General features: G+C 48.4%; 15 protein-coding genes and 2 tRNA genes. 14 read left to right on the forward strand and 3 right to left on the reverse strand.

The features are described 5' to 3' along the window. The first annotated feature begins 43 nt into the window (after positions 1-43). The 3 genes from dnaJ (at position 44) to ribD (ending at position 3,629) form a co-directional block, all read left to right on the forward strand. Entirely contained in the window at positions 44-1,165 is a 1,122-nt protein-coding gene (gene dnaJ / locus ACO0K8_RS14855; protein ID WP_422947441.1) for a molecular chaperone DnaJ, read from the forward strand. A gap of 248 nt (positions 1,166-1,413) precedes the next feature. After that, positions 1,414-2,502, forward strand: a complete 1,089-nt coding sequence (gene apbC / locus ACO0K8_RS14860) for an iron-sulfur cluster carrier protein ApbC (protein WP_422947442.1) — start codon at positions 1,414-1,416, stop codon at positions 2,500-2,502. Further along, positions 2,502-3,629 (forward strand): bifunctional diaminohydroxyphosphoribosylaminopyrimidine deaminase/5-amino-6-(5-phosphoribosylamino)uracil reductase RibD, encoded by a 1,128-nt coding sequence (gene ribD / locus ACO0K8_RS14865; protein ID WP_422947443.1) that lies wholly within the window; start codon positions 2,502-2,504, stop codon positions 3,627-3,629. The genes apbC and ribD overlap by 1 nt, the downstream gene beginning before the upstream one ends. A 93-nt stretch (positions 3,630-3,722) precedes the next feature. Here ribD and ACO0K8_RS14870 read toward each other — a convergent pair. The 3 genes from ACO0K8_RS14870 to ACO0K8_RS14880 all read right to left on the reverse strand — a co-directional run bounded on the left by ACO0K8_RS14870 (position 3,723) and on the right by ACO0K8_RS14880 (position 4,943). Beyond that, a tRNA-Pro gene (locus tag ACO0K8_RS14870) sits at positions 3,723-3,799 on the reverse strand. 91 nt (positions 3,800-3,890) lie between these two features. Further along, positions 3,891-3,967: transfer RNA gene (locus tag ACO0K8_RS14875), tRNA-Pro, on the reverse strand. An 85-nt stretch (positions 3,968-4,052) separates the two neighbouring features. Further along, positions 4,053-4,943, reverse strand: coding sequence for a pseudouridine synthase (locus ACO0K8_RS14880; RefSeq protein WP_422947444.1), 891 nt, complete (start codon positions 4,941-4,943; stop codon positions 4,053-4,055). Positions 4,944-4,997: 54 nt separating this feature from the next. On the opposite strand from ACO0K8_RS14880, the gene ACO0K8_RS14885 reads away from it, so the two are divergent. The 11 genes from ACO0K8_RS14885 (at position 4,998) to ACO0K8_RS14935 (ending at position 15,862) form a co-directional block, all read left to right on the forward strand. Next, positions 4,998-5,531: a DUF3305 domain-containing protein gene (locus ACO0K8_RS14885; protein ID WP_422947445.1), complete on the forward strand. Its 534-nt coding sequence runs from the start codon at positions 4,998-5,000 to the stop codon at positions 5,529-5,531. A 2-nt stretch (positions 5,532-5,533) separates the two neighbouring features. Continuing rightward, the gene (locus ACO0K8_RS14890) at positions 5,534-6,133 is read left to right on the forward strand and encodes a DUF3306 domain-containing protein (RefSeq protein ID WP_422947446.1); all 600 of its coding nucleotides are present in this window, start codon (positions 5,534-5,536) and stop codon (positions 6,131-6,133) included. Further along, entirely contained in the window at positions 6,130-8,211 is a 2,082-nt protein-coding gene (locus ACO0K8_RS14895) for a 4Fe-4S binding protein (protein WP_422947447.1), read from the forward strand. The genes ACO0K8_RS14890 and ACO0K8_RS14895 overlap by 4 nt, the downstream gene beginning before the upstream one ends. 48 nt (positions 8,212-8,259) lie before the next feature. Beyond that, the gene (locus ACO0K8_RS14900; RefSeq protein ID WP_422947448.1) at positions 8,260-8,874 is read left to right on the forward strand and encodes a TorD/DmsD family molecular chaperone; all 615 of its coding nucleotides are present in this window, start codon (positions 8,260-8,262) and stop codon (positions 8,872-8,874) included. A gap of 295 nt (positions 8,875-9,169) precedes the next feature. Then, positions 9,170-9,361, forward strand: a complete 192-nt coding sequence (locus ACO0K8_RS14905; protein WP_422947449.1) for a hypothetical protein — start codon at positions 9,170-9,172, stop codon at positions 9,359-9,361. A 15-nt stretch (positions 9,362-9,376) separates the two neighbouring features. Further along, on the forward strand, positions 9,377-12,337 hold the full coding sequence (locus ACO0K8_RS14910) for a formate dehydrogenase subunit alpha (RefSeq protein ID WP_422947450.1): 2,961 nt from the start codon (positions 9,377-9,379) through the stop codon (positions 12,335-12,337). Positions 12,338-12,360: 23 nt separating this feature from the next. Beyond that, complete coding sequence (gene fdh3B / locus ACO0K8_RS14915; RefSeq protein ID WP_422947451.1) at positions 12,361-12,999, forward strand: formate dehydrogenase FDH3 subunit beta; 639 nt, start codon at positions 12,361-12,363, stop codon at positions 12,997-12,999. Beyond that, positions 12,996-13,250, forward strand: coding sequence for a hypothetical protein (locus ACO0K8_RS14920; protein WP_422947452.1), 255 nt, complete (start codon positions 12,996-12,998; stop codon positions 13,248-13,250). The genes fdh3B and ACO0K8_RS14920 overlap by 4 nt, the downstream gene beginning before the upstream one ends. Before the next feature lie 24 nt (positions 13,251-13,274). Then, a complete protein-coding gene (locus tag ACO0K8_RS14925; RefSeq protein ID WP_422947453.1) occupies positions 13,275-14,447 on the forward strand; it encodes a formate dehydrogenase subunit gamma in 1,173 nt (390 codons plus the stop codon). A 10-nt stretch (positions 14,448-14,457) separates the two neighbouring features. Then, a complete protein-coding gene (locus ACO0K8_RS14930; RefSeq protein ID WP_422947454.1) occupies positions 14,458-14,820 on the forward strand; it encodes a hypothetical protein in 363 nt (120 codons plus the stop codon). 184 nt (positions 14,821-15,004) lie between these two features. After that, a complete protein-coding gene (locus ACO0K8_RS14935) occupies positions 15,005-15,862 on the forward strand; it encodes a formate dehydrogenase accessory sulfurtransferase FdhD (protein WP_422947455.1) in 858 nt (285 codons plus the stop codon). Positions 15,863-15,991 lie beyond the last annotated feature (129 nt).

Below are 15,991 nucleotides of genomic sequence, written 5' to 3' on the forward strand. Positions count from 1 at the left end.
GTTTTTGCTTAATTTATGCAAGAGATAACAGGGTGTAATTGAGATGGCGAAGCGTGATTTTTACGAGATTCTGGGAGTAGCCAAGAATGCCTCAGAAGATGAGATAAAAAAATCTTATCGTAAGTTGGCGATGAAATACCATCCGGATCGTAATCCAGATAGCAAGACCTCAGAAGATAAGTTTAAAGAGGTCAAAGAAGCATATGAGATGCTTTCCGATCCGCAAAAACGTGATGCCTATGATCGCTATGGTCATGCTGGTGTAGATCCAAATATGGGCGGCGGAGGTGGCGGCGGCGGAGCTGGATTTGCTGATGCTTTCGGCGATATTTTTGGCGATATTTTTGGTGGTGGTCGCGGTCGTAGTTCGGGACCTCAAGTATTTCGAGGCGCGGATTTGCGCTATAACTTAGAAATATCCCTAGAGCAGGCGGCTAACGGTTTTGATACCACAATTCGTGTCCCTAGCTGGGATACTTGTGAGCCTTGTCATGGCTCTGGCGCCAAGCCTGGGACCTCCCCGGTCACTTGTACGACTTGCGGTGGGCACGGCCAGGTACGTATGCAACAAGGTTTGTTTAGTATTCAACAGGCCTGTCCGAAATGTCACGGCACTGGAAAAATGATCGCCGAGCCTTGCACCAGTTGTTCTGGTGTTGGCCGGATTAAGCGCAACAAGACATTGGAAGTGAAAATACCAGCTGGTATCGATAATGGCATGCGTATCCGTTCTTCTGGAAATGGTGAACCTGGCGTCAACGGCGGACCTCCTGGTGATTTGTATGTGGAAATTCACATTAAGCAGCACACTGTATTCCAGCGCGAAGGTGATGATCTGCACTGCGAAATACCAATTTCTTTTGTTAAGGCGGCACTTGGTGGTGACATTGAAGTACCAACTTTAAGTGGTAAAGCATCTTTTACGATACCGGAAGGAACGCAATCTGGAAAAACCTTCCGCTTGCGGAGCAAGGGTGTCAAGGGAGTGCGTTCTGGATATGCTGGCGATCTATTTTGTCACGTAGTCATAGAAACACCAGTCAAGTTGACAGAGAAACAGAAGGATTTATTGCGTAATTTCGAAACCTTGACGGTGGAAGGTGGCGCTAAGCATAATCCGCAAAGTAAGAGCTGGATGGATAAGGTCAAAACTTTTTTTGAGTAATTGGCGCTAATTATAGTTTAGCGTTATTCCTTATTTTCTTGCAAAATGCCTCGTCACTCTTTAAGTGAGGAGGCATTTTTATTTATGAATGAAAATTGTAATTTCGTCTGTTTTTCTCGCTTTATTTTGCAACTTGATCGCAGGAGAAATGAGTATTTCGAATGCGTTAAAACGCCTACATTTCGCAAGGCTATCCCTGTTTTTCGGCATAATTGCGCTAGACTAACAGCACTTTAACGGAGAATTGCATGAGTGCTACATTAGAAGATATCAAAGCCGCCTTATCCCTGGTCATAGATCCAAATACGAATAAAGATTTGATTTCATCCAAGTCAGCTAAAAACATTAAACTTGATGGTGCTGATGTGGCGCTCGATGTGGAGTTGGCTTATCCCGCCAAGAGTCAGTTTGATTTAATACGTAAGAGTGTGATTTCTGCTTTACGTACTTTGCCTGGAATGGGCAACGTCAGTGTCAATGTGAGTTCGAAAATCGTTGCACATGCTGTCCAGCGCGGCATTAAGTTGATGCCTAACGTAAAAAATATTATTGCGGTCGCATCCGGCAAAGGTGGTGTGGGTAAATCCACCACTGCTGTGAATCTGGCGCTGGCGTTGGCCGCCGAAGGTGCTGCGGTAGGTATTTTGGATGCAGATATTTATGGACCTTCTCAACCAATGATGATGGGTATTTCCGGGCGTCCGGAAACCATCGATGGCAAGACTATGGAGCCTTTGGAAAATCATGGCCTACAAGTATCTTCTATTGGTTTTATGATTGATCCGGACGAGCCTATGGTATGGCGTGGCCCTATCGTCACTCAGGCTTTGCAGCAATTGCTGGAGCAGACCAATTGGCGCGATCTTGATTACCTGATCGTCGATATGCCACCGGGCACCGGTGACGTGCAGTTGACCTTGTCGCAAAAAGTACCTGTGACTGGCGCTGTGATCGTCACCACACCTCAAGATATCGCCCTGCTGGATGCGCGTAAGGGTTTGAAAATGTTTGAAAAAGTTGGTATCCCTATTTTGGGTATAGTCGAAAATATGAGCACCCATATTTGTTCCAATTGCGGACATGCCGAAGCTATTTTTGGAGAGGGTGGCGGCGAAAAAATGTGCGCAGAATATGGTGTCGATTTTCTTGGTGGGTTGCCGCTTACGATGGAAATTCGTCAGCAGGCCGATTCCGGAAAACCTACTGTAGTCGCCGATCCTGATGGAAAAATTGCGTTGATTTATAAAGAAATTGCGCGCAAATTGGCGATCAAAGTAGCTGAGAAGGCTAAGGACATGACAAGTAAGTTTCCGAATATTACGATACAAAATACTTAATGGTGAGAGTGGCGAGTGTGATGATGGCGGTGACGGATGTTGAGGCGGATCTTGGATTCATGCAGAGGGCATTGGAACTCGCTTCCCGTGCCACGATGGCCACATCTCCGAACCCCAAAGTCGGCTGCGTTCTGGTCAAAGATAAGGTAGTCATTGGCGAAGGGTGGACGCAAGCCCTTGGTCAGGCGCATGCTGAGGTACAAGCTATGCGTGATGCTGCTCGGCGCGGTATCGATGTGCGTGGGGCCACTGTCTATGTGACGCTAGAGCCTTGCAGTCATTTTGGACGCACTCCACCTTGCGCGAATGCCTTAATTGATGCCGGAGTCCGACGCGTTGTTGCGGCTATTCAAGACGCCAATCCACAAGTTGCGGGCCGTGGTTTTTCTTTATTGCGCGATGCTGGAATATTGGTTGAGTCTGGCTTATTAGGCGACCAAGCCAGAGAGTTGAATATTGGTTTTTTCAAGCGTATGGAGACTGGGCGGCCTTGGGTGCGAATGAAAGTTGCAGCAAGCTTAGACGGACGCACTGCATTGCCAAATGGACATAGCCAATGGATTACCGCTCCTGAAGCGCGTCAGGATGGGCATTTCTGGCGCGCCCGAGCAGATGCAATCTTGACCGGTATAGGCACTGTGTTGGCAGATGATCCACAAATGAATGTGCGGGCGGTAACTAACTCGCATCAGCCTAAGAAAATTGTCGTGGATAGTAATTTACGCATTTGTCCATCCTCGAAAATGTTTCAAGACGGTGGTGCGACGGTGGTCTATGCCAATGAGGATGTGGGAAAGCGTGCTGTGCTGCAAAGTGTCGGGGCTGAGCTCTTAATGTTGGGAAATCAATCGGGTCAGGTTGATCTTAAAGAATTAATGCTAGAGCTTGGTCGGCGGCAAATCAATGAGTTGCATGTTGAAGCGGGCGCAAAACTAAATGGCGCTTTAATAGAGCAGGGTTGCGTAGATGAGCTGCTGATCTACCTTGCGCCAAAAATACTTGGTGATGGCGCAGGTCTCTTTGACTTGCCAGAAATGAGCACCTTAGATCAAGCCAAAAAAGTAACGTTCCATCAAGTTAGTACTGTGGGTGAGACAATCCGGATCGTGGCTAGATTTGTGGTGTGAATGCGCAATGCTGAATTAACTAGCGCGGATGTCGATAGATATGCAAATAAGAAAAAAGGATAGTAGAGAATTAACTCGACTATCCTTTTTATTTGGTCGGAGTACAAGGATTCGAACCTTGGACCCCCTGGTCCCAAACCAGGTGCGCTACCGGACTGCGCCACACTCCGAAACTGATGCGAAACTTGTTTAAAAACAAATTTCTGAAATTTTGTAAATTAAAAAGGATCACCAAGTTTTATCTCGATGATCCTTAAAATTTGGTCGGAGTACAAGGATTCGAACCTTGGACCCCCTGGTCCCAAACCAGGTGCGCTACCGGACTGCGCCACACTCCGAAGAGCAAGATATTACTCTGGCTGTTCAGTACTGTCAATAGATTTGTCGCTGGCCATGCATCTGCTGTGGCCACTTATGCTGTGATTACAGACTTTGTTGGCTTTCGAAGTGGCGTATTTCAGCGTTAATCGGATCGGTAAAAGAAATGGACTTTGCTAGTAGTTTTAACGGTCTAGAGAAGTCATCGCCTTTGCAGGGGAGCGCTATGGGATAAAAGCTATCGTTGACTATGGGGGCACCTAAGCTGGCTAAATGGACGCGTAACTGATGTTTTTTTCCTGTGCTTGGGTGTAGTCGATAGAGGCTTAATTCACCGCGACGTTCTATGATATCGATCTCGGTTTCAGAATTTGTGTTTCCTATGCCTTCCTGCATGACAAAAAATTGTTCGCTTTCCAGCATATGGCTGCGATAGATTAGTGGGAAGTGCAGGTTGGGCAAGTGCGGGGCCAGAGCGTGGTAGGTTTTTTGGATAGCGCGCTGTTGAAATAAGCGCTGATAAATTCCACGGCTTGTTGGCTCACATGAAAACAGGATGACGCCGGCGGTTTCTCTATCCAGCCTATGGATGGGAGTCAGATGTTCCAGTTTAAGTGTTTTCTTTAGGCGAACGAGTAGCGTTTCGTGCAAAAAACGACCGCCTGGTGTTACGGGTAAAAAATGTGGTTTGTCGACTACTAGTAGGTGTTTATCTTGGTGAATGATACGTGCTTCAAAAGGAATGGCTGTTTCGGCCTGCAATTCACGGTAGTAAAAAATACACATTCCACGTTTTGCCACGCTGTTTGCTTGTAACGTATTCCCCTGAGCGTCCAGAAGTTCATTTTTTTCCATGCGCAGACGCCAGGTGGATTCCTGTACATCAGGAAATTGCGCTAGCAAAAATTCCAGCATATTGTTCCAGCGTCCTTCCGGAAGCCATAGATAACTCGCTGCAACGCCATCGCGGATGGGGAGGGGGGATTTAAATTGCATAGGTGATTTTAATTCTCTGGACTAAACTTTCTGTACTCTGCAATACTAGCAGCTATGGATAAAAATACCTCGCTTCCTTTTGCTGTCAGCATCGTGATGCAGCGTGAAATTTTGCAAAATCGCTGGCAATCTTTTCAATGGAAGTTGATGGAGATACTACCGATCACATCGATTGCTCTTGAGCTTGAAAATGTTAATGTAGCGAGTCTGCAATTTGATATGCAAACCGGTCGTTGTGTGTCGTCGGGTTTTTCCGTTGAGCTCTTTGTCGACGAAACTCCTGGCTACTTCTTAAATCTCAGCGCGGATATGCCCTGTTGGTTTGTGATGTGGAGAATGGAGCCGGTGGGCGGTGAGGAATTGGCCGTTCCTAAGGCCATCACGCTCTCCTATAATGAGGCAGCGCGCTGGATGGACGCTGGGGAGCAAGTCGAAACTCTGGAACTTTCCGAGGAAATCGCGTCATGGTTGGCTGCATATACTCAGGAATATTTTCAGCCAGAAATTAAGAAAAAACGCAAACGCCCTTCATTTGAAGGTGGTGCTGGTGTAGATAAAATGGCACGCGCTGAAATGGATCGGGGTTAGGTATGGCTGCGGAGGAGTTCTTCAATCGCTGGTCTAAAGCGAAAAATAAAGCAGAATGCAAGACTACGGACCCGCTAGCCAGTCCACAGTTAGCTGTAGACAATGGTACAAAAGAGGCGCAGGTCGCAGAATCGCCGCCCTTGCCGCAAATGCATGATGTGGAGCAGCTCCATGCAGAGTCAGACTTTTCAGTGTTCATGCGTGATGGCGTGGATGAATCGGTGCGGCGTTCCGCGATGAAAAAACTATTTACCAATCCGCATTTTAATGTCATGGATGGTTTGGATATTTACGTTGCTGATTACAGTCAACCTGATCCGCTCCCGGAAGGAATGTTAGGTAGTTTGCGTCATGCAGAGATGTTGTTGAATCCATTGCGACAACTGGCCCAGCCTCTGCAGAGCTTATTGCAGCGTGTAGTAGAGCCTTCTGAACCTTCAGAATCGTCAAATGAGACTGTTAATCTCGATTTAATTGCCTTACCGGATATAGCTTCAACCCCGGTAGCGTTGCAGAACGTTGAGCTTGAGGACGAACTTAAAACAAAGGTCGATGCAACGTATTTAGCCAACTATAACGATAAAGACCCGATTCAGGTATGAGTACCCAATTTAAAATTTGTAGTTGCAATAAAACGATGCCACTTGATGCGGGCTCCGCCATTGAGTTGAAACAGTTTTTGGGTACAGAGGCAGTCACTGTCAGTGACGCTCTTTGTAGACGTGAAACTGGGGTCTATCTGGATGCGATCAAGGGCGCAGATGATGTCGTGGTTGGCTGCAGTCAGGAGCGAGCCCTATTCTCGGAATTGGCCCAGCACTCGGTGGCACCGCTACGCTTTGTGAATATTCGAGAAACTGCTGGGTGGTCTAAACAATCTAACTTGGCGCTGCCAAAAATGGCTGCATTGCTAGCGGCCGCTGCTTTGCCAGATCCAGAGCCGGTTCCAACTGTAAGTTATCGCTCGGGCGGTAATCTATTAATCATAGGCGGGGCGCAACAGGCCTTGGCATGGGCGAAACGTCTGGCGACACAGTTGGATGTGAACGTGTTACTGACTGATGGCGTAAGCGGTAATGAACGTTTGAATGCTAGAAGTTTCCCGGTGTTTTCAGGAGCCCAAATTGCTATCTCTGGCTATCTGGGTGCTTTTAAGGTGAAGTGGCAACAAGCCAACCCTATCGATCTGGAAAGCTGCACCCGATGCAATGCTTGCATAGAAGTATGTCCAGAAAGCGCAATCGATTTTTCTTATCAAATTGATTTGAATAAATGCAGTAATCACCTTGATTGCGTCAAAGCCTGTGGCGCTATTGGTGCCATCGATTTTAACCGCACACAAATTGCAAGAAGTTCCGAATTTGATTTGATTTTGGATTTATCAGCTCAGCCTTTGCTGCGCATGTCGCAGTCCCCGCAAGGCTACTTTGCTCCGGGCAAGGATTTGGATGAGCAATTTGATGCGGTTTTACGCATGACGCAAATGGTGGGTGAGTTTGAGAAACCAAAATTTTTCACCTACAAAGAAAAGTTATGCGCGCACAGCCGTAGCGCAAAAACTGGCTGTAATGCCTGCATCGATGTCTGCTCAACGGCAGCGATCAGTTCCAAGGGCGATAAGGTTTTGGTTGATCCTAATCTTTGCGCCGGTTGTGGTGCATGCACTACGGTGTGTCCGACGGGCGCTATGAGTTATGCGTATTTGCGTCCAGTAGATCAAGGTTTGCGACTAAAAACTTTGCTTTCTACTTATGCTAAAGCTGGCGGTAAAGCGCCAGCGCTATTGTTTCATAGCAAGCAGCAGGGCGCTGAGTTGTTGCTGCAAACTGGGCAAAATGCCGCGAAAAAAGGAAGAGGCTTGCCAGCGCATGTGATACCTGTGGATTTACATCATACGGCCTCGCTTGGTATTGACTTGTGGATGGCAGCGATAGCCTTTGGTGCTAGCAATATCGCCGTGCTAATGACTGACGAAGAAGCTCAAGAGTACCGACAAGCCGTGCAAAATCAGATGGAAGTGGCGCAAACTATTTTGACTGGTTTGGGCTACGTGGGTCAGCATTTTCATCTAATTCAAGCAGAAAGCGTGGCGCAATTAGATCAGGCCTTATTTGGCATGCAGCAAGCTCAGACTCCTGCAGTCACAGCGCTATTTAATGTCGCGGCTGAAAAACGGGGAACTCTCGATTTTGCGCTTGAGCATTTGTATAAGCATGCGCCCGTTAAAGCGGAAGAAATTGCTTTGCCAAAAGGCAAGGGTGCTATGTACGGGGAAGTGAAGATCAATAAGGACGCCTGTACGCTTTGCATGTCCTGTGTCGGCGCATGCCCGTCCTCGGCCTTGATGGATAATGCAAATGCACCGCAATTGCGCTTTATTGAGCGTAATTGCGTCCAGTGTGGTCTTTGTGAGAAAACTTGCCCCGAGAATGCGATTCAATTGCTGCCGCGATTATTGCTCACTGATGTCGCCAGTGAGGCGCGCGTATTGAACGAGGCGCAAGCCTTCCATTGTATAAAGTGCCAGACTCCGTTTGCCACAGCGAAAATGATGGAGACTATGTTACTCAAACTCGCTGGGCACGGTGCTTTTTCCGGCAATCTTGATAGGCTAAAAATGTGTTCGGATTGCCGCGTGATCGATATGATGCAGACTAAGGAATTAAGTCGGCCGCATTAATTACCTGATTATTTCTAGGAATTTAGTTGAGAAAAAAAGAAAGCTTCAATGACATCTGCACACGCTATTAAATTTGAAACTCAGGATCACGGCGAAGAAACAGCGAGGGCCGATCTATATGGTTTGCTAGCGACTTTGTTTTATGCGCCACCATCGAGCGCATTATTGGCGACATTGTCTTCTGCGCAGACCAATGGAGAGGGAGTGCTTGGTGCCGCATGGGCCGTATTGGTGGAGGCTGCGCGCATTGCTAATGCCGAAGCACTGAGAGAGGAGTATGAGCAGCTTTTTATTGGTGTCGGCAAACCTGAAGTGATGTTGTATGGCTCCTATTACCTGAGCGGTTTTTTGATGGAGAAACCTCTAGCGGCTTTACGCACCGATCTGGCACAAATGGGTTTACAAAGAGCCGACGCTATTACTGAAAGCGAGGATCACATTGCCTCACTATGTGAGGTGATGCGCTACCTGATCGCCTCGGATGATGTTTTACAAGCGAATGTGCTGAATCAAAAAAAATTCTTTGGCACACATATGCAAACTTGGATTTTGAATCTGTGCGATGCGATTAGCAGTCATCCAAATGCAAAATTTTATGCAGCGTTGGCTGGATTGAGTAAGGTATTTTTTGAAGTGGAGATGCAGGCCTTTGATATGGACTGAGATCTTGCCCTGAAATTTTCGATCGAATGAAAGCCAATAGTAAGTATTTTTAGTTATGGTGTTGCGGAGATGAAAAGGTTTCATTGTAAATTAATGTTCGTTGGGCAATTTCTTGTAATATGATGCAAGTAAGCTATATTTAGAAAATGTTGTTTAACCTGCTCAAAAATTTGTACAGTAAGGTGCCCAATAAGCACAGAGTGACGCGGAGGCACGGTATGCAGTATGCAAACCCTATCAGTCAGTTTTTGACGATCTGCCTCTAACCTTATTATCGCGCTAGAAAGAGATAAAAATGGAACAGAAAATCAAACGACGTGGTCTGTTAGTTGGATTAGGTGCGGCGGCCGCAGCAATCGTGGCGGTAAAAGTCACGGCAAGCCCGCAAAAATCAATGAATGACGTAATTGTTGCCAGTGAGCCTGAAGGCGATGGTTATCGCCTGACCGAGCATGTCAAAAAATACTACCGCACTACAACCATCTGACCAACGGGGTAAGCCATGTTGTTATCTCGCAAGGGTGACGCCGGATCGCGCGCACAAAATCGTTTTTCATCTAGTCTCGCAGACACTTTGTCGCGTGCCTTACCGACCATGGACAGACGCGGTTTTTTGAAGCGCTCGGGTATTGGTGTGGGGGCTGGTATTGCCGCCTCACAGTTGGGCTTGATACAAAAAGCTAAGGCTGCCGTTGGTGCAAAGGACGCTGGCAGTAAGATAGAAGTGCGGCGTACCGTCTGCACACATTGCTCGGTTGGTTGCGCGGTAGACGCGGTGGTGGAAAATGGGGTATGGGTAAGGCAGGAGCCAGTATTTGATTCGCCGATTAATCTCGGTGCACACTGTGCCAAAGGTGCCGCATTGCGTGAGCACGGGCACGGCGAATACAGGCTGAAGTACCCGATGAAACTGATCAATGGCAAATATCAGCGCATTAGCTGGGATCAGGCCTTATCAGAAATTTCTGCAAAATTATTAGATATTAAGAAAGTCTCCGGTCCGGATTCGGCTTTCTTCGTTGGCTCTTCCAAGCACAATAATGAACAAGCTGCTTTGCTGCGTAAATTTGTCTCGTTTTATGGAACCAATAATACCGATCATCAAGCGCGTATCTGTCACTCGACGACAGTAGCCGGGGTATCAAATACCTGGGGCTATGGGGCGATGACGAATAGTTACAACGACATGCAAAATTCCAAGGCCGCGATGTATATAGGCTCGAATGCGGCAGAAGCGCATCCGGTCTCTATGCTGCACATGCTGCACGCCAAAGAAAATGGCTGCAAGATGATCGTGGTCGATCCTCGTTATACACGTACCGCCGCCAAGTCCGACCAATATGTGCGGATACGTTCAGGCTCTGATATTCCCTACCTGTACGGCATGTTGTATCACATTTTTAAAAATGGCTGGGAAGATAAGCAGTACATCAATGACCGTGTGTATGGGATGGAAAAGGTCAAAGAAGAAGTCATGAAGTGGACGCCGGAAAAAGTCGAAGAGGCTTGTGGTGTGCCGGAAGCCGAAGTTTTCAAAGCGGCCGAAACCATGGCGAAAAATCGCCCATCTACGGTAGTCTGGTGCATGGGGCAAACCCAACACAGTATTGGTAACGCCATCGTCCGGGCCTCCTGCCTGTTACAACTTGCCTTAGGAAATGTCGGAAAATCCGGTGGCGGCACGAACATTTTCCGAGGTCACGATAACGTTCAGGGTGCCACCGACGTTGGCCCGAATCCTGATTCTTTGCCTGGCTACTATGGTTTGGCAACTGGTGCCTGGAAACATTGGTGCAATGTTTGGGGTGTCGACTATGAATGGGTGAAGAAGCAATATCCTTCGCAAGCCATGATGGAAAAATCCGGCACGACAGTGTCGCGCTGGATCGACGCGGTACTCGAAAAAAGCGAACTGATCGATCAGGAAAACAGTGTCAAGGCGATGGTGTTCTGGGGCCATTCTCCAAACTCACAAACCCGTGGTCTGGAGATGAAAAAAGCCTTTGATAAGCTAGATTTACTGGTGGTAATCGACCCGTACCCGTCCGCGACTGCTGCGATGGCGGCGATGACGACTGAAGGCCAGGAATTAAATATCAATAGACAAGTGTATTTATTGCCAGCAGCTACCCAATTTGAAACTTCGGGTTCGGTCACCGCCTCGAATCGCTCAATACAATGGCGCGAGCAAGTCATAGAACCCTTGTTCGAGTCGCGTACCGATCACATGATCATGTATCAGTTGGCGGAAAAACTCGGCTTTGGAAAAGAGCTGGTGGCCAAACTCAAATTGGTGCCAGGAAAAGGCGGCATGATGGAGCCTGAACCTGAATCGATGCTGCAAGAAATTAATCGCGGTACCTGGACTATCGGTTACACCGGGCAATCACCGGATCGCATCAAGTCGCATATGCGCAATATGCATTTGTTTGATGTGAAAACCCTCAAATGCAAGGGCGGTAAGGATGCCATCACTGGTTACGATATGACTGGTGATTATTTTGGACTGCCTTGGCCTTGTTATGGCACACCTGAGTTGAAACATCCAGGCACACCGAATCTTTACGATACCTCCAAGCACGTAATGGATGGCGGCGGTAATTTCCGCGCCAACTTTGGGGTAGAGCGCGAAGGTGTCAGTTTGCTGGCTGAAGATGGCTCCCATTCTTTGGGTTCTGACATCACAACTGGCTATCCCGAGTTTGATCACGTGCTATTGAAAAAATTAGGGTGGTGGAGTGACTTGACCGAAGCCGAGCAAAAAGCGGCGGAAGGAAAAAATTGGAAAACTGATATGTCAGGCGGTATTCAACGTGTGGTAATGAAGGTGCATGGTTGCTATCCTTTTGGGAACGCCAAGGCGCGAGCGGTGGTCTGGAACTTCCCTGATCCGGTGCCGTTGCATCGCGAACCTTTGTTCGGGACTCGTCCTGATCTGGTGGCGAAATACCCTACGCATGACGATAAAAAATCTTTCTGGCGTTTGCCTACCTTGTACAAATCGGTGCAGCAGAAGAATGTTGAGACCAAGATGCATGAGAAATTCCCTATCGTGCTGACCTCGGGTCGTTTGGTCGAATATGAGGGCGGCGGTGAAGAGACGCGATCTAATCCTTGGCTGGCTGAATTGCAGCAAGAAAATTTCGTTGAGATAAATCCTAAAGCAGCGGCCGATCGTGGCATCCGTGATGGCGAGTTCGTGATTGTGTCGACCCCGACTGGCGCGCGTATCAAGGTCAAAGCCCTGGTTACGCCGCGGGTAGATGCCGGTACTGCGTTTATTCCCTTCCATTTTTCCGGCTGGTGGCAAGGTAAGGATATGAAAGAATTTTATCCTGAAGGGGCAATGCCTATCGTACGAGGTGAAGCGGTGAATACGGCAACCACCTATGGTTACGATTCCGTCACCATGATGCAGGAAACCAAGACGACGATCTGCAACATCGAAAAATTCACGGCTTAATCGGACCGGGACAGGAGAATAAAATGGCAAGAATGAAGTTTATCTGCGACTCAGAGCGTTGCATCGAATGTAATGGCTGCGTAACCGCCTGTAAGAATGAAAATGAAGTGCCTTGGGGCGTGAATCGTCGTCGTGTCGTGACTGTCAACGACGGCGTGATAGGACAAGAAAAATCGATGTCGGTGGCCTGTATGCACTGTTCGGATGCGCCGTGTATGGCAGTGTGTCCGGTCGACTGTTTTTATCGCACCGACGAAGGCGTGGTTTTGCATAATAAGGATATCTGCATAGGTTGTGGTTATTGCTCTTATGCCTGCCCGTTTGGCGCGCCGCAATTCCCTTCGAATGGCGCTTTCGGTTTGCGCGGCAAGATGGATAAATGTACTTTCTGTTCCGGCGGGCCCGAAGAAGATGGTTCGCAAGCTGAATTTGAAAAGTATGGCCGTAATCGCTTGTCTGAAGGTAAATTACCTCTGTGCGCAGAAATGTGTTCTACCAAGGCCTTGTTGGGTGGCGACGGCGATGTGATCTCGGATATTTTCCGTAATCGCGTGGTGCGACGCGGTAAAGGCAGTGAGGTGTGGGGTTGGGGCACAGCCTACGGCAAAGCACCAAATTCCGACGCCAAGCCGGAGCTTGTATCTACCGAGAAAAAATTATGAAAACCGTGAAGAGTCTGAAAGGGCTGGCGGGGGTGACGACTATGGGCTTAGTTTTGTTGCTGAGCCTGACTGCTTGTGGTGAACGCAATCAAGCATTGAGTAATAAGACCGGCTCGCGCGGTGAAAAGGCGTGGGCTGGAGCGAAAAACGAGTATGTGGTTGCAGGTTGGACGGCAGGCAATGAAGAGAGTTGGCGAGCGCAAATTCGTAGTCGCGGGCAGAACCAAAACGAGTATCTCAAGACCAACTAGGATGGAATTTAATTGCGAGTTGACATGAAAACTTTATTTGCCGTTTTGAGCCTTGTGTGGGCCAGCACTACTGCCAGTTTGGCCGTCGCGCAGAACGCCGCTGTCAGCGCCCCGTCCGCAAGTGCCAGTGCCGTGGTCGCGTCCGGCAATTTGGGGGCGGTCGACTCTATTGATATTCTTAAGCAAAATCAAGCCGAACGTAGTCGCGATCAACCGGGTAATGCGGCGCCTACTTTTCGACTCGTCAACGACGGCACAAAACACTACTCCAGTTTGCCGGCATTAGAGGCGGGTGTTTTGATACAGGGTAAAACGCAATTTCCCGGGCAGGCGAGGGCGACCACTGCGGGCGAAGCATGGCGTCAATATCGCAATGGCCCTTTGACTATGATAGGTGGCTGGATATTGCTGATCGTTGCCACAATGATCGCGGGCTTTTATTTCTGGCGTGGCGAGATTAAGTTGCAGACTGCGCTCACTGGTCGCTTGATCGAACGCTTCACGCCGGGCGAGCGAACTTTGCATTGGAGTATGGCGCTGAGTTTTGCCTCGCTTGCTGTAACAGGCATCATCATTTTATTTGGCAAACACGTGTTACTGCCTGTGTTTGGATTAACTCTGTTTGGCTGGTTGGCTTTTTTGTGTAAAAACATACACAATTTTGTTGGGCCGATATTTAGCATTTCCATCATCTTATTCTTTATTAAATTCGTCAAAGATAATTTACCGAATGCCACGGATCTGCCATGGCTAGCAAAATTTGGCGGCTTGATCAGTGGCGAGCATGTCAGTTCTGGGCGCTTCAATGCCGGCGAAAAAATCTTATTCTGGGGCGCAGTGGTCGGTCTTGGTTTAGTCGTGAGTGCATCCGGTTTGGTGCTCGATATGCTGGTGCCTGCTTTGGAATATAGCCGTGCCAATATGCAAATCGCCAATATCGTTCACGTCGTCGCTGCGATTTTGGCGGCATCTATGGTGATGGGGCATATCTATCTCGGTACGCTAGGTATGGAGGGGGCCTACGCCTCTATGCGTACTGGTTATGTGGATGACGCTTGGGCTAAGGAGCATCATGAAGCCTGGTATGCCGATATAGAAAATGGCAAGATCGCACGCATTCGAAGCGAGCAAGCTACTGGGCAAAGCGAGGTAAGCGCTAATGCTCAAACTACCAATGTGAGCTCTTTGAGCGCTTGATGGAATCAACATGAAAAAAATAATTTTGTTCGTCGGTTTTTGTATTGCCAGTTTAGGCCTCGCCACTAGCAGCTTTGCCAAATTAGCGGCGCCTAGCGAAGAGGCCAAGTTAAAAGCCGCAGAGACTAAAGCTAAGACTGCCTGGTCGGATAAAGTGAGTGCGTATCAGTTGTGTAAGGCCCAGGATAAAGTGGCCGCAGGTTATTTGAAAGCCAAGGGCAGTGCGGCACCTACACCTCTAGCGATGCCAGCTTGTGCCGATCCTGGGCCGTATGTTGCCGCTCCTACAGTGCCTGCGCTAGTTGCAGCTGCGACGCCTGCATCCGCAGCGATGGTTACGGCTAGCCCTGCGGCTAACTCGCTGAAGAAATAAGTGTTTTAATCTGAATAATGTTTCTCTTAGGCCGTGCTCAGGAATTATAAATAATAGGGCTTTATATATACCCCCCTTAAATATTTTTTAATTCTGTCATTTGCGCATGATGTACGTGCGTGTTGAAATAATACTGGGGGTGAGTATCTGCTGTGCTTACTTTATTCTCTTTCTTAAGTGACTTATGCCAACCTTGCCTAGCCTGACGCAATCCCAGACGGCACTGACCAAAGAGGTAACGGTGCTCGATGAGCGCGGCCGCTCCTCGATCATTTCGATTCCTTGTGAGCGTGCCCTTACCGTGTATTTGGATAAGCGCGAGTTACTCACTTTGATGACGATAGGCGCGAATCCAGAAGCCTTAATCCTCGGATATTTGCGCAATCAACGCCTGATACGCTCGCTTATTGAGATCGCCGCGGTGCAGGTCGACTGGGAGGTGAATGCGGTAGCGGTAACTACGCATCAAGGTGTCAGCGACATAGAAGAGCGCACTGCCAAACGGGTGGTGACCACGGGTTGCGGGCAGGGCACGGTGTTTGGTGGCTTGATGGATGAAGTCGATCAAATCCATTTGCCGCTCGATGCCAAAATCACCCAATCTGCGTTGTACCGTGTGATTGACTGCATACGCACCCATCCTTCGATTTATAAAAAAGCCGGCTCTGTGCATGCCTGCGCCCTGTTTTCCGCTAAGGGTGATTTACTGTATTTTGTCGAAGATGTCGGCCGCCATAATGCGGTCGATGCGATTGCCGGCAAGATGTGGCTAGATAATATGCAGGGTGGCGATAAAATTTTTTACACCACCGGTCGGCTCACCTCTGAGATGGTGATTAAAGGGGCTCAAATGGGTATACCGGTTTTGTTATCGCGCTCCGGCACCACCGAGATGGGGCTGCAAGTGGCTGAACAGGTCGGGATGAGCTTGTTTTCACGCTGCACCGGACGCCATTTTTTACTCCTGACGCATCCACAGCGACTCGAGTTTGAATTAGAGGCGCCATCAGCTGCGCTTAATCCAGATTTGTTTAAAGTCTGAGGTGCTTGCGTCCACACGCAGGTGTCGGACGCAAGGCTTCACAGTGCAATTGTTCTACTGCCTAGGCCGGCTGCGCCTATCATCTGCTCTCCGAAAACGGTAAAATGGCGCTTTTAACTTTTACCGTCT

The sequence above is a fragment of the Undibacterium sp. Ren11W genome, from assembly GCF_049340485.1.
GTDB lineage: Bacteria > Pseudomonadota > Gammaproteobacteria > Burkholderiales > Burkholderiaceae_D > Undibacterium.

Excerpts from the sequence above, each read along its gene's own strand:
- dnaJ (WP_422947441.1), top strand. The coding sequence starts at position 44 with ATGGCGAAGCGTGATTTTTACGAGATTCTGGGAGTAGCCAAGAATGCC.
- apbC (WP_422947442.1), top strand. The coding sequence starts at position 1,414 with ATGAGTGCTACATTAGAAGATATCAAAGCCGCCTTATCCCTGGTCATA.
- ribD (WP_422947443.1), top strand. The coding sequence starts at position 2,502 with ATGGTGAGAGTGGCGAGTGTGATGATGGCGGTGACGGATGTTGAGGCG.
- ACO0K8_RS14880 (WP_422947444.1), bottom strand. The coding sequence starts at position 4,943 with ATGCAATTTAAATCCCCCCTCCCCATCCGCGATGGCGTTGCAGCGAGT.
- ACO0K8_RS14885 (WP_422947445.1), top strand. The coding sequence starts at position 4,998 with ATGGATAAAAATACCTCGCTTCCTTTTGCTGTCAGCATCGTGATGCAG.
- ACO0K8_RS14890 (WP_422947446.1), top strand. The coding sequence starts at position 5,534 with ATGGCTGCGGAGGAGTTCTTCAATCGCTGGTCTAAAGCGAAAAATAAA.
- ACO0K8_RS14895 (WP_422947447.1), top strand. The coding sequence starts at position 6,130 with ATGAGTACCCAATTTAAAATTTGTAGTTGCAATAAAACGATGCCACTT.
- ACO0K8_RS14900 (WP_422947448.1), top strand. The coding sequence starts at position 8,260 with ATGACATCTGCACACGCTATTAAATTTGAAACTCAGGATCACGGCGAA.
- ACO0K8_RS14905 (WP_422947449.1), top strand. The coding sequence starts at position 9,170 with ATGGAACAGAAAATCAAACGACGTGGTCTGTTAGTTGGATTAGGTGCG.
- ACO0K8_RS14910 (WP_422947450.1), top strand. The coding sequence starts at position 9,377 with ATGTTGTTATCTCGCAAGGGTGACGCCGGATCGCGCGCACAAAATCGT.
- fdh3B (WP_422947451.1), top strand. The coding sequence starts at position 12,361 with ATGGCAAGAATGAAGTTTATCTGCGACTCAGAGCGTTGCATCGAATGT.
- ACO0K8_RS14920 (WP_422947452.1), top strand. The coding sequence starts at position 12,996 with ATGAAAACCGTGAAGAGTCTGAAAGGGCTGGCGGGGGTGACGACTATG.
- ACO0K8_RS14925 (WP_422947453.1), top strand. The coding sequence starts at position 13,275 with ATGAAAACTTTATTTGCCGTTTTGAGCCTTGTGTGGGCCAGCACTACT.
- ACO0K8_RS14930 (WP_422947454.1), top strand. The coding sequence starts at position 14,458 with ATGAAAAAAATAATTTTGTTCGTCGGTTTTTGTATTGCCAGTTTAGGC.
- ACO0K8_RS14935 (WP_422947455.1), top strand. The coding sequence starts at position 15,005 with ATGCCAACCTTGCCTAGCCTGACGCAATCCCAGACGGCACTGACCAAA.